The sequence below is a fragment of the Streptomyces sp. NPDC025618 genome, from assembly GCF_055558795.1.
This window is the reverse complement of sequence record NZ_JBVHLW010000009.1, coordinates 77,232-96,730: the sequence shown is the minus strand read 5'-3', so window position 1 is coordinate 96,730 and position 19,499 is coordinate 77,232. Positions and strand designations below refer to the sequence as shown.

17 protein-coding genes are annotated in these 19,499 nt (G+C 73.4%); 13 read left to right on the top strand and 4 right to left on the bottom strand.

What is annotated here, in order from left to right; translation table 11 throughout:
* Positions 1–15: 15 nt before the first annotated feature.
* The 3 genes from ACZ4A5_RS11495 to ACZ4A5_RS11485 are packed head-to-tail and all read right to left on the bottom strand — an operon-like array spanning position 16 to position 3,067.
* On the bottom strand, positions 16–1,041 hold the full coding sequence (locus ACZ4A5_RS11495) for a methyltransferase (RefSeq protein ID WP_467581484.1): 1,026 nt from the start codon (positions 1,039–1,041) through the stop codon (positions 16–18).
* Positions 1,038–2,180, bottom strand: coding sequence for an acyltransferase family protein (locus ACZ4A5_RS11490; RefSeq protein ID WP_467581481.1), 1,143 nt, complete (start codon positions 2,178–2,180; stop codon positions 1,038–1,040). The genes ACZ4A5_RS11495 and ACZ4A5_RS11490 overlap by 4 nt, the downstream gene beginning before the upstream one ends.
* Entirely contained in the window at positions 2,177–3,067 is an 891-nt protein-coding gene (locus ACZ4A5_RS11485) for an NmrA/HSCARG family protein (protein WP_467581478.1), read from the bottom strand. Before ACZ4A5_RS11485 ends, ACZ4A5_RS11490 begins: the two co-directional genes overlap by 4 nt.
* Positions 3,068–3,252: 185 nt before the next feature.
* Here ACZ4A5_RS11485 and ACZ4A5_RS11480 point away from each other — a divergent pair, with 185 nt between their 5' ends.
* The 11 genes from ACZ4A5_RS11480 (at position 3,253) to ACZ4A5_RS11430 (ending at position 16,932) form a co-directional block, all read left to right on the top strand.
* Positions 3,253–4,128 (top strand): DUF6081 family protein, encoded by an 876-nt coding sequence (locus ACZ4A5_RS11480; RefSeq protein ID WP_467581475.1) that lies wholly within the window; start codon positions 3,253–3,255, stop codon positions 4,126–4,128.
* Positions 4,125–4,526: a DoxX family protein gene (locus tag ACZ4A5_RS11475; protein ID WP_467581472.1), complete on the top strand. Its 402-nt coding sequence runs from the start codon at positions 4,125–4,127 to the stop codon at positions 4,524–4,526. The genes ACZ4A5_RS11480 and ACZ4A5_RS11475 overlap by 4 nt, the downstream gene beginning before the upstream one ends.
* Positions 4,523–5,695: an acyl-CoA dehydrogenase family protein gene (locus tag ACZ4A5_RS11470; protein ID WP_467581469.1), complete on the top strand. Its 1,173-nt coding sequence runs from the start codon at positions 4,523–4,525 to the stop codon at positions 5,693–5,695. Before ACZ4A5_RS11475 ends, ACZ4A5_RS11470 begins: the two co-directional genes overlap by 4 nt.
* Before the next feature lie 304 nt (positions 5,696–5,999).
* Positions 6,000–6,698 (top strand): hypothetical protein, encoded by a 699-nt coding sequence (locus ACZ4A5_RS11465; RefSeq protein ID WP_467581466.1) that lies wholly within the window; start codon positions 6,000–6,002, stop codon positions 6,696–6,698.
* A 498-nt stretch (positions 6,699–7,196) separates the two neighbouring features.
* Positions 7,197–7,937, top strand: a complete 741-nt coding sequence (gene cseB, locus ACZ4A5_RS11460; protein WP_467581463.1) for a two-component system response regulator CseB — start codon at positions 7,197–7,199, stop codon at positions 7,935–7,937.
* A gap of 5 nt (positions 7,938–7,942) precedes the next feature.
* Positions 7,943–9,205: an ATP-binding protein gene (locus ACZ4A5_RS11455; RefSeq protein ID WP_467581459.1), complete on the top strand. Its 1,263-nt coding sequence runs from the start codon at positions 7,943–7,945 to the stop codon at positions 9,203–9,205.
* A gap of 193 nt (positions 9,206–9,398) precedes the next feature.
* A complete protein-coding gene (locus ACZ4A5_RS11450; RefSeq protein WP_467581456.1) occupies positions 9,399–10,181 on the top strand; it encodes an ABC transporter ATP-binding protein in 783 nt (260 codons plus the stop codon).
* A 54-nt stretch (positions 10,182–10,235) separates the two neighbouring features.
* Positions 10,236–12,794 (top strand): ABC transporter permease, encoded by a 2,559-nt coding sequence (locus ACZ4A5_RS11445; RefSeq protein WP_467581453.1) that lies wholly within the window; start codon positions 10,236–10,238, stop codon positions 12,792–12,794.
* A 564-nt stretch (positions 12,795–13,358) separates the two neighbouring features.
* The gene (locus ACZ4A5_RS11440; protein ID WP_467581450.1) at positions 13,359–15,005 is read left to right on the top strand and encodes an ABC-F family ATP-binding cassette domain-containing protein; all 1,647 of its coding nucleotides are present in this window, start codon (positions 13,359–13,361) and stop codon (positions 15,003–15,005) included.
* 49 nt (positions 15,006–15,054) lie between these two features.
* Complete coding sequence (locus ACZ4A5_RS11435; protein WP_467581447.1) at positions 15,055–16,317, top strand: hypothetical protein; 1,263 nt, start codon at positions 15,055–15,057, stop codon at positions 16,315–16,317.
* 27 nt (positions 16,318–16,344) lie between these two features.
* Positions 16,345–16,932, top strand: coding sequence for a 2'-5' RNA ligase family protein (locus ACZ4A5_RS11430; protein ID WP_467581444.1), 588 nt, complete (start codon positions 16,345–16,347; stop codon positions 16,930–16,932).
* Positions 16,933–16,993: 61 nt separating this feature from the next.
* Here ACZ4A5_RS11430 and ACZ4A5_RS11425 read toward each other — a convergent pair whose 3' ends face one another.
* Positions 16,994–17,356 (bottom strand): DUF488 domain-containing protein, encoded by a 363-nt coding sequence (locus ACZ4A5_RS11425; protein WP_467581441.1) that lies wholly within the window; start codon positions 17,354–17,356, stop codon positions 16,994–16,996.
* 72 nt (positions 17,357–17,428) lie between these two features.
* Between ACZ4A5_RS11425 and ACZ4A5_RS11420 the strand changes: the two genes are divergently transcribed.
* Both ACZ4A5_RS11420 and ACZ4A5_RS11415 read left to right on the top strand, forming a co-directional pair.
* Positions 17,429–18,181, top strand: coding sequence for a uracil-DNA glycosylase (locus ACZ4A5_RS11420; protein WP_467581438.1), 753 nt, complete (start codon positions 17,429–17,431; stop codon positions 18,179–18,181).
* 491 nt (positions 18,182–18,672) lie between these two features.
* On the top strand, positions 18,673–19,467 hold the full coding sequence (locus tag ACZ4A5_RS11415) for an SDR family oxidoreductase (RefSeq protein ID WP_467581434.1): 795 nt from the start codon (positions 18,673–18,675) through the stop codon (positions 19,465–19,467).
* Positions 19,468–19,499: the final 32 nt, after the last annotated feature.

The following is a 19,499-nucleotide window of genomic DNA, read 5'->3' as shown; positions in this document are numbered from 1 at the left end:
GGGCCGGGGCCGCGGTCAGGCCACGGCCTCGATGAGGGCCTCGGTGCGGGGGCTGGCGGGCATCGCCTCCGGCCCACGCACCGCCCTGATCGTCAGCCCGGCCTGCCGCAGCAGCTCGCGGAACTCCTCGATCGTCCGTTCCCGGCCGCCGAGCACGACCAGCATCTGGAGGTCGGAGAACTTGCCCGGGTGGAAGCCGTCGCCCGCGGGGATCACCTGGTCGACGACGAGGAGCCGGGAGCCCGGGCCCATCGCCTCCCGGACCCGGCCCAGGATGCGCAGCGCCTGCTCGTCGTCCCAGTCGTGCAGCACCCGCGAGAGCACATAGGTGCTGCCCCCCGGCGCCACCCCCTCGAAGAAGCTGCGCCCCACGATCTCCACCCGGCCGGCCACGCCCTGGCCGTGCAGGATCTCGGGGGCCCCGTCCACCACGGTGGGCAGGTCCTGGAGGATGCCCCGCAGCTCGGGGTTGGCCCGCAGCACGTGGGCGACGAGTGTTCCCACGCTGCCGCCGAGGTCCACCAGGGTGGTGTCGCGGGAGAAGTCGCAGAGGTCGATGGCGGGCGGCACGGTGCCCCGGCCGACCATCGTCTGCATCACCTTGCGCATCTCGTCGTTGCGGTCGAGGAATTCCCAGGCGCCCATGTGGAAGATCTGGTCGAACGCGGGCTTCCCGGTCCGCACGCTGTAGAGGACGTCCACCCAGGCGCGGAAGTTCTCCGAGCCGTTGAGCGTGACGAACTGGGCCAGGCCGCTGGTGCGGAAGGCGTCGCCGAGAGGGGCCAGGGAGAAGACCCGTCCGGGGTGCTCGTGGAAGATCCCCAGCGCCGCCGCCGCGCGGCAGAAGCGGTAGAGGGCGCCCGGGTGGCTGTCGGTGGCGGCCGCGAGTTCCTCGCTGCCCCGCGGGCCGTCGGCCAGCAGATCGGTCAGGCCCAGCCGGGCCACCACATAGAGGGTCTGATGTGTCCAGGGAGCACTGTTGAAGGCCAGCTGGAACAGCTGGTCGTTCGCGGAGGGGCCGTTGTCCTCGGGGGAGTTCACGACAATTCACCCACTTTCAGGAGGAGTGGCGGATGTTGGCTGCTCCACCGGCGCATGACCGGCCGCTCGACACGGCTGTAGAGCAGCCAGGCGAGCGTCAGCGCGCCGCCGAGCACCGGGAGGGAGAGCGCCGCGGCCGACCAGCTGTCCAGGCTGTGGGCGGCGTCGATGCCCAGCCGGCGCGCGACCTCGTCGATCAGGAGCTGATGCACCATGTAGAGGGCGAACGACACCTCGCCCAGCCACACCATCACCGGCCGGCGCAGCGCGGACGGGTGGCCGCCGGCGTCGGCCATGGCACCGGACGCGATCAGCAGGGCGAGCGGTGCCACGCACACCGCGACCGTCCCGTACTGCCCGGGTGTGTAGAGCGCCGCCACATACGCCCCGGCCACGAGCGCCCCGGCCGGCAGCAGCGGCACCCGGGGGAAGCGGCCGACGGCGACGAGCCGGGCCAGCACCATGCCCAGCAGGAACTCCAGGCACCGGGTGACGGGGAAGAAGTACACGAACCACAGCTGGACCTCGGAGTACGGCATGCGCGGCGAGAGGGCCGGTTCGCCCGGCAGCAGCCGGGCCACCAGGGGCACGCACCACACCATCGCCACCAGGACCCCGGCGCACCACCACAGCCGCCGCTCCGGCACCGCCCGCACCGCGCGCAGCAGCAGGGGGAAGGAGAGATAGAAGAACGCCTCGCAGCACAGCGACCAGCTCACCGTGTTGACGCCGTTCAGGACCGAGCCGATGGGCAGCCAGGTGTGCAGCAGCGCGAGGTTCGGCAGCAGTTGCCCGGTGGAGACCGTGCCGCCGTGCCAGATGATCAGGAGCACCGCGGCCGCCGCCGTGACGAGGTGGTTGGGGTAGATCTTGCAGGCCCGTCGGCGCCAGAACGCCCGGGCGGGCTGGTCCGCCCGGGCCGACCAGGTGAGCACGAAGCCGCTGAGGACGAAGAAGAAGGAGACCCCGGCCGACCCGGCCTTGCTCCAGAAGAACCCGGCTCCGGTGTCCGATGCCCAGCTGCCCGGCACGAATTGGTAGAAGGAGTGCGAGAAGAAGACCGCGGCCGCGGCCAGGAAGCGCATCCCGGTGAGCGAGGGAAGCGCGGGGAGGCGTCGCGGTGCCTCCGCGGGGGTCACCGCGGTTCCTGGGGTGTCCATCCGGACTGGCGCAGGAACGCGTCGAAGGTCAGCAGACCCGGATGGGCGGAGCGCAGCGCGGGGATGTCCGCCTTGTAGCCGACCTCGTTGAACCATACGAACGTCTTGGCCATCCATTCGTTCTGCCGGGCGATCTCCTCGATGGGCACCGGGACGAAGCGCGCCGCGCGACCGGCGTGCCGGCCCATCGCCTCCGCGATCTGCGGCCCCGTCAACTCGTCCCCGGCGATCTCCAGTTCCGCTCCGATGAAGCGGTCCGGGTCGTCGAAGGCGTCGGCGGCGAACCAGCCGATGTCCCGGGAGGCGATGATCTGCAGCGTGGTGGTGGGCAGCAGGCCGCGGCTGAGCACCAGAGTGCCCTCGGCGTCCAGGACCGGCGGCAGGTCCAGGAAGTTCTCCATGTAGTAGACGGCGCGCAGGAACGTCGTCGGCAGCCCCGCCGACCGCACGGTCCGCTCGACCTCGAGCTTGGTCTCCCGCCACCCCACGCCGCCGGGGTTCTCCACGCCGCCGACCGAGCTGTGCACCAGGTGGGCCACCCCGGCCTCCCGGGCGGCCTCGGCGACCAGGGCCGCGTGCCGCTCCTCGCCGTCCAGCCCGTTGCCGTGGGTGGGCGTGAAGACGCTGAAGACGCCGTACGCACCCGTCATGGCCTTGCGCACGGAAGCCGGGTCGTCGAGCGAGCCCTGGACGAGCACCGCCCCCCGCGAGGCCAGCTCCTGAGCGCCGGCCTTGCCCGGATCGCGTACGAACGCATGGACCGCCCAGCCTCGTTCGAGCAGGTGGCGGGCGACCGTACCGCCCTGCCGGCCCGTCGCTCCCAGCACCAGGACCCAGCGTTCCGCACCGTTTCCGCCGACTGCCATCGCGTTCCTCCTCATCGCTCGTTCCGGCCGCCCACGGTCAGAGGGCCCACTGGAATCCGGGTGGAGAGGGGGTCGAGCCGCCCGTCCACCGTCGGTCGAGCGGACTTCGAGCCCCGGCCACGAGCCTCCGGACGCGACACCCGGCACGAGTGAGGGGCTGAGCAAGTGCCATGACGATGCATCAGATGACACGGGTCACGCTGTTCGACTGGCACGGCGCGGCCGGCTTCCACGCCGCCGGACCACGAGCCGACTGGCAGATCAGGACCGCCGGCCCCCCGCCCCACGGCGACGCGACCGCGCGCGCCACCCCGGCGGGGCTGGTCGTCGAGCCGGCGGCCACGGACCCGGAGACCGGGACCCCGGCCTTCCGGCCCGGTGGCGACGACCACCTCAAGTGGTGCGCCCTGACCGCGCACACGGCCTCCTCCGGCCTGCCCGGCTACGACGCGCCCGCCACCGGTGAACTGACCCTCCGGGGTGAGCTGGCGGCGCGCGTCTTCAACGCCGGCCGCCACCCCTTCGGCGACGCGGTGACCGACCCCGAGGGCGACCCCAGGCTCGGGGCCGGGGCGCTGCTGGCCATCGACCGGGAAACCGGTCTGGTCTTCGACTTCTTCGTCTCCAACCGGCGGATCCACGCCGTGTACGAGCGGATGCGGCCGCCCGGCGCGCGGTGCGGCGCCTTCACCTGCCTGGTGCCGGTAGCCGACCGGGCCCCCGGCCTCACCCACCTTCTGGAGATCGGCCTCGACCGGTCCCGGGGCACGGTCCGCTGGCGGGTGGACGGCCGGGAGGTGCTCTCCGTCGGCGACCTGGGCACTCCGCTCCGCGAGCACCTGGTGATCGACCACGGCGGCCCGGCCGAGCGGGTGACTCCTCGGCAACTCGCCTGCGGGATCGGCTTGTTCACCCTGCTCGACGCAAGAGGACCGGACGGCCGGGGGCTGCCCCACGGTCACCCCGCACCGCACCGGCTGTGGGGTCAGGGAGTACGCCTGACCGTCCGCCGGATCACCGTCACCACGGAGAACGTCACCACGGAGAAAGGGACAACATGAGGACGGCGGAGAAGACCGTACGCGGCCTGGCCCGGCCGTTGCTGGCCGCCAGTTTCGTCACCGGCGGCTACGGCGTGCTGCGCGACCCCGGCCCGTTGCCCGCGCTGGCCGAGCGCCACGGGGTCCCGCTGCCCAGGGCCGCGACCCGCTGCGCGGCGGCCGGGATGGTCCTGGGCGGGGTGGCGCTCGGGGCCGGGTACCGGCCCCCGCTCAGCGGCGGCCTGCTGGCCGTGTGCCTGATCCCCACGACCATGACCGTGCACGACTTCTGGCGGCAGCAGGACCCGGCTCGCCGGCACGCCCAGCGGCACGAGTTCTTCAAGAACCTCAGCCTGCTCGGCGCCCTCGCGCTCGCCGCCGTCGACGCCCTCACGGAAGGCAAGGAGGCACAGCGATGACGAGTACCGGAGCGGTCGAACGGGAGGGCGGTCAAGTCCGCGGCGGTCCCGGCGGGCTGGCGGAGCGGGCGGTGGACGTCGCCCGGATCGCCGCGGAGCACGCCCAGGCCATGGACCAGGACCGCCGGCCCCACCCCGACGTCGTCCACGCCGTCGTGGACGCCGGCTTCGCCCGGCACTTCGTCCCGGCCCGCTGGGGCGGCGATGCCGGCACCTTCGCCGGCCTCGTCGACGCGGTCACCACCACCGGCGCCGGGTGCGCGGCCGCCGCCTGGGTGGCCTCGCTCAGCGCGTTCGTCTCCCGGATGGCGGCCCATCTGCCCGAGGACGGCCAGCGGGAGGTGTGGGCGGACGGGCCGGACGCCCTGCTGGTGGGCGCGCTCATGCCGGTCGGCAGGGCCGAACCGGTGCCCGGCGGCTGGCGGCTGTCCGGGAAGTGGTCGTTCATCAGCGCCGTCGACTTCGCCCAGTGGGCGCTGGTCTGCGCGACCACGCAGTCGGGCGACGGCGCCGCGCCGCACGCACGCTACTTCGCCGTACCGCGCTCCGCCTGCACCGTGCTGGACACCTGGTTCTCCGTCGGGATGCGCGGCACGGGCAGCAACACCCTGGTACTGGAAGAGGTGTTCGTGCCCGCCCGCATGTCGTTCGCCCGCGACCGCGCGATGGACGGCACCGGCTCGATGTCCCCGGCCCCCTGCCACCGGGTGCCGCTCAAAGCGGTCAACGGGCTGTCCTTCGTGGCCCCCGTGCTGGGGGCGGCGCGCGGCATGCTGACCGAGTGGACCGACTGGGGGGCCACCAAGGCGGCCGGCGGGGGCGACGTCCTGAACGCCGCGCGTGACGCGGGCTTCCGGGATGTACTGGCCCGCACGTCGGGCGAACTGGACGCCGCCGAGCTCCTGGTGCACCGGGTCGCCGTCACCGCGGACGAGGGCGCGGCCACCGGATTGCTGACCGCGCGCGGCGCCCGGGACTGCGCGCTCGCCTCGGAGCTGCTGCTCGCGGCCGTCAACCGCGTCTTCCGCGCGACCGGCACCTCCGGCCAGACCGCCGGCGGCCCGTTCGAACGCGCCTGGCGGGACGTCAACTCCGCCACCAGCCACCTGGTGCTGCGCATGGACCCGGCGGCCACCGCGTACGCGGAGCAGGTGCTCGCGCACAGGTGACCGGGGGAGAAGAGGGCCCGCCGGGCGGTGCGCCCGGCGGGCCCCCGGCGTTCTCCTGCCACTTCGGCAGGGCGGTAACCGCGCACATTCCCGCCCGGCTCTCGACTCGGGGCATCGAAGGCCACGCGGAAGCGGCCCCGCCGGAGGCCGCAGGCCGCGACCGTGTGCGCTCCGCCTGCCGCGATTCCCCGCCCCGGGGACCCGCGTTGGGCTGTCCGGGGTAATTCGTGCCCGCGGCTCTGTTGGCGAATAGGGCGCTATGCCATGCTCCCACCGTTTGTTGCCATACTGGGGAGGTTTGCGCATGTCCGGTCTTCGTCCACCGCGCCGCCCGCCGAGACCGTTCCGCCCGGGGGCGCTGGGGCGCGGCACGGTCGTGACAGCTCTGGCGCTGTCGTTGACGGCCCTCGGGGGAGGCGTGCGGCAGAGCGTCCCCGCCCAGGCCCGCGGGCTCCCGCAGCCGGCCCGCGCGCAACGGCTCCACGACCAGATGCGCGCACTGTGGGAGGACCACATCACCTACACCCGGCTCGCGATCGTCAGCTTCGCCGGGAACCTGCCCGACCTCCAGCCCACCGAGCAACGCCTGCTGCGCAACCAGACGGATCTGGGCGACGCGTTCAAGCCCTTCTTCGGGACCAAGGCCGGCAACGACCTCACCGCCCTGCTGCGTACGCACATCCTCACCGCGGTCGACATCCTGGCCGCGGCGAAGGCCGGTGACACCGCCAAGCTCACGGCGGCGGAGAAGACGTGGTACGCCAACGCCGATCGGATCGCCGACTTCCTGCACGCCCTCAACCCCGGCCCCTGGCCCGGCGCCGGCCTGCGCGCCATGATGAAGAACCACCTCGACCTGACGCTCCAGGAGGCGACCGACCGCCTCCGGGGCCACTACGCCCAGGACATCGCCGACTTCGACGAGGTGCACCGGCAGATCCTCGGCATGGCCGACATGCTGTCCGACGGCATCATCCGGCGATTCCCCGAGCGTTTCCTCTGAGCGGTTCCTCCGGGCCGCGCCTCCGGGCCGCGCCTCCGGGCCGCGCCTCCGGGCCCCGCGGCGCGGCCCGGGCCGGACCCCGACGCCCGCGCGCTGCCGGCGGAACGGCAGCCGGGCGAAGACGTCCTCGGCCCGGTGGACCAGCCAGGTCACCACGACGGCCAGCCCGCCGCCCGTGAGCCCGCGGACCACGGCCGGCAGGCCGGCCGGGCGCACGGTGGGGCCGACCGCCGGGTGGAGCGGGGCCGTGCCCACGCTTGAGTGATGCTCCCGGAGCACCGCTGTGCGCCTGGGCCGACAGGCCAGGCCGTCGGGTTTTGTATCGGGCACGTATCAGGAAGCGCTTCGTTGCCCATCGGATCGGTGCGACGCCCCACGGCGAAGGGCGCACGGGGAGCCGGCGCGCGTGGCCCCCCGTATCGTTCCCCTCAGGTCGCCGGATGTGCGTGCGACCGGGACCGCAGTCCCCCCGACCGTCCGAAACAGGAGCGATCCGCCGTGTCCTCGCCCGCCCCGGCTCCGGCCTCCCCGCGCCCCGTTCGCGTGCTGCTGGTGGAGGACGACGACCTGATGCGCCGGTCCTTCACCGTCGCCCTGGAGCGCTACGGCTACGAGATGAGGGCCGCGGCCGACGGCCTCACGGGGCTCGAACTCTTCCGGGACGAGGACTTCGACCTGCTGATCCTGGACGTGATGCTGCCCGGACTGGACGGCATCGGCCTGTGCCGCAGGGTCCGGGAGACCAGCCTGGTGCCCGTGCTGATGATGTCCGCCCGCGGCGACGGGCTCGACGTCGTCGCGGGCCTGGAGGCCGGAGCCGACGACTACGTGGTCAAGCCCGTGGACACCTACGTCCTCGTGGCACGCATCCGCTCACTGCTCCGGCGGGCGACGTACGCCGCCGCCCCGGGCACCGGGCACGCCGCGGGGGAGGAACCGGTGCCCTCCGCGGGGGAGACGCTGACCTTCGGCGACCTCACCATCGACACCGCCGGGATGGAGGTCTTCGTCTCCGGCAGCCCGGTGGCGCTGACCCCGACCGAGCTGAAGCTGCTCCTGGAGTTCGCCGCCCACCCGGGCGTCGTGCTGGAGCGCCACACCCTGCTGCGCAACGTCTGGGAGTACGGCTGGGACGGCGACAGCCGGGTCGTCGACCTGTGTGTGCAGCGGCTGCGCAGGAAGCTGGGCCGGGACCGGATCGAGACGGTCCGCGGCTTCGGCTACAAGTTCAGGCGCTGAGCCCGGTGCGCGCCTCCTCTCGGTTCCCCCGGCTGCGGCCGGCCCGCGCGTCCCTGCGCTGGAAGATCGCCGCGCTGGCCGCGGCCACCGCGTGCCTGGTGGCGGTCGCGGTGGGAGTGCTGGTGCACCTGTGGACCGCGCGCGACATCCGCGAACGCGCCGAAGCACGGGCCTTCAACAGCGTGTACGCGGCCATGGACGTCTACCGGCGCACCGGGACGCTGACGGACGGCGCCGAGCTCGACCCGGCCGGCCTGCCCGCCAGACTGCGCCACCCGTCCGACGGCGACCGGCACACGGCCTACGACGGGCACGTCGACGCCGACGCCAACGCGGGGCCGAGCTACTGGGCCGCCCAGCGGACCGGCGGCCCGGGCAGCCCGGTCCTCGCCGTCGAGATCAATATGAGCACCGAATTCCATACGCTGCGCCAGCTCGACGTGACCATGGCGGTCGCCTCGCTGATCGCGGTCGCGGCGGCCGTGCCGCTCGCGGCGTACGGCGCCGGGCTGCTCGCCCGCAGGCTGCGGCGGGTATCCGAGACCGCGGGCCGGATCTCCGCCGGTGACCTGGACGCCCGCACCGGGCCCACCAAGGGCGACGACGAGGTGGCCGACATCGCCGCCACCGTCGACGCCATGGCCGACAGCCTCGGCCGGCGGCTGCGCACCGAGCGCCAGTTCACCGCGGACGTGGCCCACGAACTGCGCACCCCCGTCGGCGGTCTGCTGGCCGCCGCCGACCTGCTGCCCGCCGGTGAGACGGAGGACCTGCTCCGGGCCCGGGTGCGCGACCTGCGCGGCCTGGTCGAGGACCTGTTGGAGATCTCCCGGCTGGACGCGGGCGCCGAACAGCCGGTGCGCGCCCATGTCCCGCTCGGCGCCGTCGTCTTGGAGGCCGTGGCGCGCACCGGCCACGACGCCGAGGTCACCGTCGCGGACGAGGCCACGACCGTGGAGACCGACCCGCGCCGCCTGGAGCGGATCGTCAGCAACCTCGTCGTCAACGCCCACCGGCACGGCGCCACCCCGGTACGGGTGGCGGTCGAGGGCCGTACGGTCTCCGTACGCGACCACGGCTCCGGCTTTCCCGCCGACCTGCTGCGCGACGGCCCGCGCCGCTTCCACACCGGCGCGGCGGAACGCGGCACGGGCCACGGCCTGGGCCTGACCATCGCCCTGGGCCAGGCCCGGCTCCTCGGCGCCGAGCTGCGCCTGGACAACGCCCCGGACGGCGGCGCCGTCGCCACCCTGCGCCTCCCGGCCTGACCGCCCGGCGCCCGCCCCTCCCGCAGAACTGCTGCGGAGCGGCGACACCCGGCCCCCGCACAACCGCTGCGAACCGGCCCCCGCACAACCGATACGCAGCGGAGCGGTCACCGATACACGGCCGCCCAGGCCCCGATACGTTCCCCGGACACCCTTCGGAGTGCACCTTCGCGCATTCCGAAGAGGAGTCCTTGTGATCGCCGATCCCCTTGCCCCGTACGCGCCGGACCCGACGTCCGGAGTCGCGGCCGCGGCCGTCGACCTGTCGAAGGTCTACGGCAGCGGTGACACGCGCGTCACCGCCCTGGACCGGGTCAGCATCGCCTTCCGGGAGGGCGAGTTCACCGCGATCATGGGACCCTCCGGCTGCGGCAAGTCCACCTTGATGCACTGCGCCGCCGGGCTCGACACCCCGAGCTCCGGCTCCGTGCGCATCGGCACCACCGAACTCGGTACCCTGAACGACCGGCAGCTCACCGAGCTGCGCCGGGACCGGATCGGCTTCATCTTCCAGGCGTTCAACCTGCTGCCGACGCTGACCGCGCTGGAGAACATCACGCTGCCGCTCGCCATCGCCGGACGCCGCCCCGACCGGCAGTGGCTGGACCGCGTGGTGGCCATGGTCGGCCTCTCCCAGCGCCTCGGCCACCGGCCCGCGCAGCTCTCCGGCGGACAGCAGCAGCGCGTCGCCGTGGCCCGCGCCCTGGTCTCCCGCCCCGCGATCATCTTCGGCGACGAGCCCACCGGCAACCTCGACTCCCGCGCCGGGGCCGAAGTCCTCGGCTTCCTGCGCGAGTCGGTGCGCGAACTGGGCCAGACCGTGGTCATGGTCACCCACGACCCCGTCGCCGCCGGCTACGCCGACCGCGTGGTCTTCCTCTCCGACGGCCGTCTGGTCGACGAGATGACACACCCCGCCCCGGACCGGGTCCTGGACCGGATGAAGGCCCTCGACACCCTCTCCCGCACCAGCTGACCCGCTCCCGCACCGCACGCACGCCCTTCCCCCCTACGTTCCCGAAAGCTCCCCATGCTGAGAACAGCCCTGCGCAACGTCCTGGCGCACAAGGCCCGTCTGGTCATGACCGTCCTCGCGGTCTGCCTGGGCGTCGCGTTCGTCTGCGGCACCCTCGTCTTCGCGGACTCCTCCGCGGCGGCCCGCCGTGCCGCCGCGTCGCAGAACTTCGCGGGCATCGCGGTCACCGTGAGCCCGAAGGCGCCCCCGCTGGGGACCGCCGTGACCGAGCGCGCGGACGTGCTCGACGACGCGCTCGCGCGGAAGCTGGCCGGCGTACCGGGCGTCGCTTCCGTGCGGCCGACGGCCGACGGCGTGGCCACCCTGAACGCCGCGGACGGCAGCCCGCTGCGGGCCGACAAGGCATGGGCGCACCCGGCCGACGCCTACGTACCCGGCGCGGACGGCAAGGACAGCCGCTATCCCCTGGTCAAGGGCCACGCCCCCACGAACAGCGGTGAACTGGCCGTGGACAGCGGCACCGCCGCCGCGGGCCACTTCCGCGTCGGTGACACGGTCACACTGGCCACCGACGGCCCGGTGATGACCAAGCGGCTCGTCGGCATCGTCACCACCAAGGACCCCCGGGTGACCGCCGGCGGCACCCTCACCCTCTTCGACAAGGCGACCGCCCAGAAGCTGTTCGCGACCCCGGGCCACTACACCGGGATCGACCTGTCCGCGACGCCGGGCACCCACCAGGCCGAGCTCGCCAAGCGGGTCTCCGACGTGCTCCCGGCCGACCGGGCCGAGGCCACCACCGGCAGCGCCCGGGCCGCGCAGCAGGCCACCAGCATCGACATGCGGACCCAGGGCTACAAGAAGATCCCGATGATCTTCGCAGGGGTCTCGCTGTTCATCGGCTCGTTCCTCATCGTCAACACCTTCACCATGCTCGTCACCCAGCGCACCCGTGAGATCGCGCTGCTGCGCGCGATCGGCGCCACGCGCCGCCAGGTCGTGCGCTCCGTCCTCTGGGAAGCCCTCCTGGTCGGCCTCGTCGCCTCGGCGGCCGGTTTCGTCCTCGGCCTGGGCGTCGCCTCCGTACTGCCCGACCTCCTGGGCACCAGCGCGGACCCGCTGCCCAGCGGCCCCCTGGTGATCGGCTCGCGCTCCGTGCTGGCGGCGCTCGGCGTGGGCGTGGGCGTCACCGTGCTCGCCGCGTGGCTGCCCTCCCGCAAGGCCGCGAAGGTCGCGCCCGTCGAGGCGATGCGCTCGGCCGGGCAGCCGCCCACCACCACGCGGTCCCGCGTCCGCGCCGTGGCGGGCCTCGTCCTCCTCGTCCTCGGCGCCGGCTGGCTGATCTCCCTCACCGGGGCCGAGAGCGCCTCCGAGGAGAACGTGCAGAACGCGATGCTCGGCTGCGCCCTCCTCGTCGTCGCCCTGATCGTGCTCGCCCCGCTGCTCGCCGCCCCCGTGATCCGGCTGACCGGACTCCTGACCCGCCGCTTCGGGGTCGTCGGCCACCTCGCCCGGGAGAACGCGCTGCGCGACCCGCGGCGCACCGCCGCCACCGCCTCCGCCTTGATCATCAGCACGGCCATGGTCGCCGGGCTCGCGGTCCTGGGCCACTCCACCTCACAGGCCCTCGACCACCAGGCCGCCTCCGGCCTCGGCGCCGACTACGTGATCAGCACCCGCGGCAACCTGGACGGCATCGACCCGGCCGCCGTGAAGCGGGTGGCCGACACCTCCGGGGTACGGACCGCGACCGCCGTCACCGACTCCACCGCGGTCCTCGGCGGCATGGCCCAGGGCATCTCCGGCGTCGACCCCGCCACCGTGAAGGACGTGATGAAGCTCGACCTCACCAGCGGCTCCCTCGCGGACCTCCGGCCGGGCCGGGTCGCCCTCTCCAGCACCACCGCCCAGCACCTCGGCGTCCGCGCGGGCGGCGAGATCGACGCCCGCATGGGCCGGAGCCAGGAGCTCAGGAAGTACACCGTCGCGGCCGTCTACAAGGACAACCCCATCGCCGACGCGGCACTCGGCGCCCGGACCGAAGTGGCGAGGAGCAGCTACCTGCCCGACTCCGTCCAGCGCGTCCTCGTCCGCACCGGCACCGTCTCCGCGAACACCGAGGACCGGCTGCGCACCGCCGTCGGCAACAACCCGCTGCTGAAGGTGCAGGACCGCGAGGACATCGTCCGCGAGAAGGCCGGCACCGTGGGCGACCTGCTGACCTTGATGTACGGGCTGCTCGCCATCGGCATCGTGATCGCCTCGCTCGGCATCGTCAACACCCTGGCCATGTCCGTCACCGAGCGCACCCGCGAGATCGGGGCCCTGCGCGCCATCGGCATGGACCGCGCCGGCATCCGCCGGATGATCCGCCTGGAAGCGGTCACCGTCGCCGCCTTCGGCACCCTCCTCGGCCTGGCCGGCGGGCTGTTCAGCGCCTGGGCGGTCGGCGCCCTGGCCAACGGGGCGATGGAACAGTACTCCCTGGCCATGCCCTGGGGCACCCTGCTCCTCATCTGCGTGGCATCCCTCGCGATCGGCGCGCTCGCCGCCGCCGTCCCGGCCCGCCGGGCAGCCGCCCTGAGCCCGCTGGAGGCCGTCGCGGAAGCGTGAGGACGGCCTCCGGGCCACAGATCACCGAGCGCTGTCCTCGCCGGTTCACGGTCGTGGTCGACCGTGAACCGGCGAAGGCGTGTGTCCCGTGTGTGGTTTTCCGTGGGTGGGGCCGTCCCTCCCGGTTCGGCGGACGACCGCGGTCACCTCACTCCGGCCGCGGATGTGCCTGACGCCGGAGCGGCCGCTCGCTCCGGAAGTCTTCCCCGGGCGGGGGATCGAGCAGGCGGCCCGGCACCCTCGGCGAAGCCGCGCTGCCCGCCGCCGTCGAGAAATACGTTGACGCACCACCGGCACCCCTCATACGTTTGTCACGCCCCTGTTGCCGTCGATCGGAGAAGGACGTTGCTCGTCTGAGGTCTTGAGACACCGCGCCGCGCAGCCACGCCGTCATCGCGTCCGCTGTCCGCGTTCCGTGTGCGACCTCGACGCTTCAGCCGTCCTCCCGTCGGTGCGGGGATCCTTGACGACGCCTCCCCCGCCCCTTCGCGGTCGCCCCGCGGTGTCTCCGTGCGCTTTTTGGCCACCTCCCACCTCAAGCGACCCCGCGAGGCCCGTATGCCCATGTCACCCACCTCTTCCCCCGCCTTCCTCACCTGCACGTCCCTCTCCTACGCCTGGCCGGACGGCACCACCGTCTTCGACGGCTTCCAGGCCGCCTTCGGCCCCGGCAGGTCCGGGCTCATCGGCCTCAACGGATCGGGAAAATCAACCCTGTTGAAGCTCCTCGCCGGGGAACTCCTTCCGGCCGAAGGCACCGTGCGCGTGGCCGGTGAGATCGGCTACCTCCCGCAGAACGTCACGCTCGACACCGCGCTCCGCGTCGAGGACGTCCTCGGCATCGCCCGCACCCGCGCCGCCCTGCACGCCATCGAGGCGGGGGACGCGCGCGAGGAGCACTTCGCCGCCGTCGGCGACGACTGGGACGTCGAGGAGCGTGCCACCGCGACGCTCGCCGGGCTGGGCCTCGGCCACATCGGCCTGGACCGCACCACCGGCGAGCTGTCCGGCGGCGAGTCGGTCCTGCTGCGCCTGGCCGCCCTGCTGCTGTGCCGGCCCGACATCCTCCTTCTCGACGAACCCACCAACAACCTCGACCTGCACGCGCGCCGCAGGCTCTACGCCGCCGTCGAGGCGTGGCCGGGCGTCATGGTCGTGGTCAGCCACGACCGTGAACTGCTCGAACACGTCGACCAGATCGCCGACCTGCGCGCGGGCGGGATCACCTGGTTCGGCGGCAACTTCTCCGCGTACGAGGAGGCGCTCGCCGCCGAGCAGGAGGCCGCCGAACGCATGGTCCGGGTGGCCGGGGCCGATCTGCGCAAGCAGCAGCGCGAACTGGCCGACGCCCAGGTCAAACTGGCGCGCCGCAAGCGGTACGGCCAGAAGATGTGGGACAGCAAGCGCGAGCCGAAGATCGTCATGGGCGCGCGCAAACGCCAGGCCCAGGTCTCCGCGGGCAAGCACCGCATCATGCACGAGGAGAGGCTCGCCGAGGCGAGGGACCGGCTCGGCAAGGCGGAGGAGGCCGTGCGCGACGACGACGAGATCCGCGTCGACCTGCCGCACACGACCGTCCCGCCGGGCCGCTCGGTGCTGACGCTGCGCGAGCTGCGCCTGCGCTACGGGGCCCGCGTGGACGGCGAGTTCGAGCTGCGCGGCCCCGAGCGGATCGCGCTCGTCGGCCGCAACGGCGCGGGCAAGACGACGCTCCTGCGCACGATCGCCGGCGAGCTGGACGCGCTCTCCGGGGAGGCGACGGCCCATGTGCCGCTGCGGTTCCTGCCCCAGCGGCTCGACGTGCTCGACGACGGGCTGACCGTCGCGGAGAACCTCGCCCGGTTCGCCCCCGAGGCGACCGGGAACGAGATCAGGGCCCGGCTGGCCCGCTTCCTCTTCAAGGGCGCCCGCGCGGACCGGCGGGCCGTGACCCTCTCGGGCGGCGAGCGCTTCCGGGCCACCCTGGCGGCCCTGATGCTCGCGCAGCCCGCCCCGCAGCTGCTGATGCTCGACGAGCCGACGAACAACCTCGACATGGCGAGCGTGCGACAGCTGACGACCGCCCTGGAGTCGTACGAGGGGGCACTCGTCGTGGCGAGCCACGACCTCCACTTCCTGCGGTCCATCGGCGTGACGCGCTGGCTCCGCCTGGACGGCGAACTGCGGGACACGACAGAGGAAGAGGTGTGCGCCGGGACGGCCGCGGACTGAGCACGTGCTGCCCGGCCCCGGGGAGCCGGGCCTCGCATACCGTGGGCGCATGATCGCCACCGCCCGGATCCCCTCGCTGCTGTATTACGCCGGTTCCCCTGGCCTGTTGATCGAGGTCGCCACCCGGCTGCGTCTGATCGCCACACCCCGCGACCGGCTCCCCGACGGGCTGTGGGAGAAGAACCACGGCATACGCCGGACCGCGAAGGAAGCGGCCGAGAGGGAAGAACAGGCGGCCCGGCAGCGCGACTCGTTCGAGGGCCTGCTGTGGGATCCCGGGCAGGAGTGGGCCCGCAGGACCACGGTCTTCGGTCCGGGTTCCCTGGCCGGCTTCTTCGCACGCGCCGGCCTGCCGCCGTTCCTGACCGCCTGGCGCGACGGCGAGGCGGCGTGGCCCTTCGCCGACGCCCCCTTCCCCCGCGACTTCCTCCTCGCCGGCCACCCGATGCTGCGCCTGCGCGCCCTGCTGCCCGACTGGCCCGAGCCGGGCTACGGGCGCGACCGCGTCCACCTGGACGCCGGTGAACAGCTCGCGGCCGGCCTGCTGTTGGCGCGCCATGACCGTTTCGACCTGCTCGGACAGGTCGTGGCGGCGGGCGACCGGGCCCTCCTGGACGAGGTGCGTCCGGCCTTCGAAGCCTCCGTGCGCGAGGCGGGGGCGGGGGCGCTGCGCGAGGCCCTGGCGGGTGACCGGCGCCGCCGCGACCACCTCTTCGACAGATTCGCCGCGGAACCCGACCCGGAGCCCGACCAGCGGTGGATCGCGCTCGACTGGGACCGCGTCCGGCAGGCGGCGGAGGCCGGCAGCAGGCGGCTGCGCGGGCAGGCTCCCGACCTCGTGGCCCACCCGGGGTGTCCGGAGGACCTGCGGGTCCTGGCGGCCACCCGGTGGCCGGACCGGTTCGTGTGGTCCCGGCTGCTGTCGGACCGGCCCACGGGCCGCCACCTGCTGCGCACCCTGCCGATGCGGCCGGACCGCTCCCTCGCGGCGCCCTTCTCGTACGTGGGCGAGGGCGGCGTCGGTGTCGGTGACATCCTCGAACTGGCGCGCCCCGCCGATCTCGTGCTCCGTGACGCGGCGGGCCTGCCCGGGATCGCCCGATGGCACCCGATGCAGTGTGTGATCTCGCGCCAGGACGAGGAGGGACCGGCGCGGCTGGTCCGCGGGATCACGGAGCTGGCCGATCACCACCTGGGGGAGGACCCGGGCGCCTGGACCATCGGCTGCCGCCTCGTCGAGGGCCCGCGCTTCACCGGCTCGGTCAGCGAGCTGCTCGGACGGGCGGCGGCGGGACGGCCCCGACTCGTGTGACCGGGGCGCGGCCGGGACGATGGAAGCGTGGACGGGAATCCGCTGGCCGGCGGGGCCGGGCCGCCGGCCGCGCTCAAGGTGCCGCCGACGGCCCGTACGGCCGTGGCGTGGCTGCCGCCGCGGGAGCTCTGGCCCGCGATCCAGGACATCCGCTGGGAGCACGACCCGCAGATCCGCCGGTGGCCCCCGCATGTGAACCTGCTCTTCGGCTTCGTGCCGGAGGAGGAGTTCGCACGGGCCCTGCCGCTGCTCGCCGCCGTGGCGGCGGAGAGCCCGGCGTTCACGGCGCACCTGGCCGGCGTGCGGTACTTCAGGCACCGCCGTGACGCGACGGTGTGGCTCGACCCGGCCGCGGCCGGGTCGGGGCCGTGGACCCGCCTCCACGAAGCTCTGCGACGGAGCTTCCCGCTCTGCGGCGGCCGCTTCACCCCCCACCTGTCCCTCGGCCGCACCCGGGACCCACGGCACCTGGCCCCGCAATGCGCGGCCCGCCTCGGCACGCTGACGGCGGAGGTCGAGGAGATGACCCTGCTCTCCCGCCGGGCCGACGGCCCGATGCGGGCCCGCGCCCGCGTCACGCTGGGCACGGGGGAGGTGCACCGGCTGGGGGAGTAGTCGCTGCGGAGGGGGAGTGAGGGCCGGGTGGGCCGGCGCCCGCCGCACTGAAGGGCCCCGGTCAGCCCTTCCCGCTCAGCCACTCCGCCAGGACAGCCGCCTGGCTGTGGTCGACGTCCTTCGTCGCCGTCAGCAGCGTGAGCCGGTCGCGCGTGGCCAGGTCGCGCAGGTGCCGCGCGGCCTGCCGGTGTTCGGCGTCGCGCAGTTCCGCGCGGTAGCGGCGGCGGAACTCCGGGAAGCGGTCGGGGTCGTGGGCGTACCAGCGGCGGAGCTCCGTGGAGGGGGCCACGTCGCGCAGCCACTCGTCCAGGTGCGCGTCCTCCCTGCGCATGCCGCGCGGCCAGACGCGGTCGACCAGTACGCGCCGCCCTTCCTCGGGCGAGGTCTCCTCGTAGACTCGCCGGTACGTGATCTTTGTGGCCATGACGGCACCCTCCGGACCGCGCGGCGGGCAGGCAACTTCCGATTCATCCATTTTATGAACAGGAGCGCGAGGATGCAGGACCTCCCCGCGGTGACCGCTCCCCGGATGGGCACGGTCCGGGACCTGGACGCGGCGGTGGTCACCTGCCGGGCCTGCCCGCGGCTCGTGGCCTGGCGGGAGGAGGTGGCCCGTGTGAAGCGCAGGGCCTTCCAGGAGTGGGACTACTGGGCCAGGCCCGTCCCCGGCTTCGGGCCGCCGGACGCCCCGCTGGCGATCGTCGGGCTGGCCCCCGCCGCGCACGGCGGCAACCGCACCGGGCGGGTCTTCACCGGGGACCCGTCCGGTGACGCGCTGTTCGCCGCGCTGTACGAGCTCGGCCTGGCCTCCCGGCCGACGGCCACCCACCGCGGCGACGGGATGGAGCTGTCCGGGGTGCGGATCACCATGCCGGTGCACTGCGCGCCGCCGGACAACCGGCCCACCACCGTCGAGCGGGACACCTGCCGCCCCTGGCTCGCCCGCGAACTCGAACTGCTGCGCCCGGCGCTGCGGGCGATCGTGGTGCTCGGTGCCTTCGGCTGGCAGGCGCTGCTGCCCGTGCTGGCGAGCGCGGGCTGGCGGCTGCCCCGCCCGCGCCCGGCCTTCGGGCACGGCGCCGAGTCACAGCTCGTCACCCACGGCGGTGACCAGCGCCTGCGTCTGATCGGCAGTTACCATCCGAGCCAACGCAACATGTCCACACGGACGTTGACCCCTGACATGCTCCGCGACGTGCTGCGCCGTGGAGCCGACGTCGCGGGGCTGCCGGTCGGGCCGGTGCGTTGAGCGTTCTGTTCCCGGCATCGGCGTGCGGGCTTCGACCGCCTACAACAAGTGACCATGGCACACGACGAGTCGCGGGTGGACGGCGGTGACCCGGCCGCCGAGGGTCGCCGAGCCGCTCGCGCGCCTCGCGGTACATCTCCAGCAGCACACCCTGGGCGTGCGGGTGGCACACCCGCGTCGCCGTGTGCACGTGTGTGAACGGAAACGGGACCAGAGGTGTTCCCGCAGGTCCGTCGCCTAGGGTCTTGTGAAAGTGCTGGTCACAGCCACTCGTTGAGGACTGCGACCAGCACGGTCGCCACGTAGCGGACCGCGAGCCTGTCATACCGCGCGGCTACAGCCCGGTGGCGCTTGAGGCGATTGCGGACGCTTCCGTCGGGACCTTGATCCGCTTGCTTGAAGTGCACTCCAAGGTCATAGCGTTGAGACAGCTGAACCGAACCCCCAACGCGTCGACGCGTCATCCCGCACGACCAACTGGAAGGCGGCAAGTGGCAGACAACCGATTCACGACGCATGCGGAACTTTTCGATCTGTGCGGAAAGCGCGCGCTCGTCACCGGTGGTACCCGAGGCATCGGAATGATGATCGCGCGTGGCCTTCTCCAGGCGGGCGCCAGCGTGGTCATCAGCTCACGCAACGCAGAAGCGTGCGCGCAGACGCAGGAACAGCTCTCCGAATTCGGTGAGGTGCGGGCCGTCCCCGCCGACCTGTCCCGCCATGACGAGTGCCGGCGGCTGTCCGACCTCGTCACCGCCGACCCGGAGGGCCTCGACATCCTCGTCAACAACGCGGGCGCCATGTGGGACGAGCCGCTGGCGACGTTCCCGGACGCGGCCTGGGACACGGTCGTCGACCTCAACCTGAAGTCGCCGTTCTGGCTGGTCCAGGCGCTGCTGCCCGCACTGCGCAGGGCGGGCACCGCCGACGATCCCGCGCGGATCATCAACATCGGCAGCATCGCCGCCATCCACATTCCCCAGCGGCCCAACTACTCGTACTCCAGCAGCAAGGCCGCACTGCATCAGCTCACCAGAGTGCTCGCCAAGGAACTAGGACCGCAGCACGTCACCGTGAACGCCGTGGCGCCGGGACCGTTCCCGTCGGCGATGATGGCCGCAACCCTCGACGAGTTCGGCGAGGCGATCGCGGCGTCGGCCCCACTGCGCCGGATCGGCCGCGACGACGACATGGCGGGAGTCGCGGTGTTCCTCGCCAGCCGGGCAGGCGCATACCTGACAGGGGCCGTGATCCCCGTCGACGGCGGCATCGCCACAACCGCGTAGGCCGTCCAGGGTCTGTTGGCGAGGTTGATTTC

What these genes read in the sequence shown, in the direction of transcription:
- ACZ4A5_RS11485 (WP_467581478.1), bottom strand. Translation starts at nt 3,067, where the DNA reads ATGGCAGTCGGCGGAAACGGTGCGGAACGCTGGGTCCTGGTGCTGGGA.
- ACZ4A5_RS11480 (WP_467581475.1), top strand. Translation starts at nt 3,253, where the DNA reads ATGACACGGGTCACGCTGTTCGACTGGCACGGCGCGGCCGGCTTCCAC.
- ACZ4A5_RS11475 (WP_467581472.1), top strand. Translation starts at nt 4,125, where the DNA reads ATGAGGACGGCGGAGAAGACCGTACGCGGCCTGGCCCGGCCGTTGCTG.
- ACZ4A5_RS11470 (WP_467581469.1), top strand. Translation starts at nt 4,523, where the DNA reads ATGACGAGTACCGGAGCGGTCGAACGGGAGGGCGGTCAAGTCCGCGGC.
- ACZ4A5_RS11465 (WP_467581466.1), top strand. Translation starts at nt 6,000, where the DNA reads ATGTCCGGTCTTCGTCCACCGCGCCGCCCGCCGAGACCGTTCCGCCCG.
- ACZ4A5_RS11445 (WP_467581453.1), top strand. Translation starts at nt 10,236, where the DNA reads ATGCTGAGAACAGCCCTGCGCAACGTCCTGGCGCACAAGGCCCGTCTG.
- ACZ4A5_RS11440 (WP_467581450.1), top strand. Translation starts at nt 13,359, where the DNA reads ATGTCACCCACCTCTTCCCCCGCCTTCCTCACCTGCACGTCCCTCTCC.
- ACZ4A5_RS11435 (WP_467581447.1), top strand. Translation starts at nt 15,055, where the DNA reads ATGATCGCCACCGCCCGGATCCCCTCGCTGCTGTATTACGCCGGTTCC.
- ACZ4A5_RS11425 (WP_467581441.1), bottom strand. Translation starts at nt 17,356, where the DNA reads ATGGCCACAAAGATCACGTACCGGCGAGTCTACGAGGAGACCTCGCCC.
- ACZ4A5_RS11420 (WP_467581438.1), top strand. Translation starts at nt 17,429, where the DNA reads ATGCAGGACCTCCCCGCGGTGACCGCTCCCCGGATGGGCACGGTCCGG.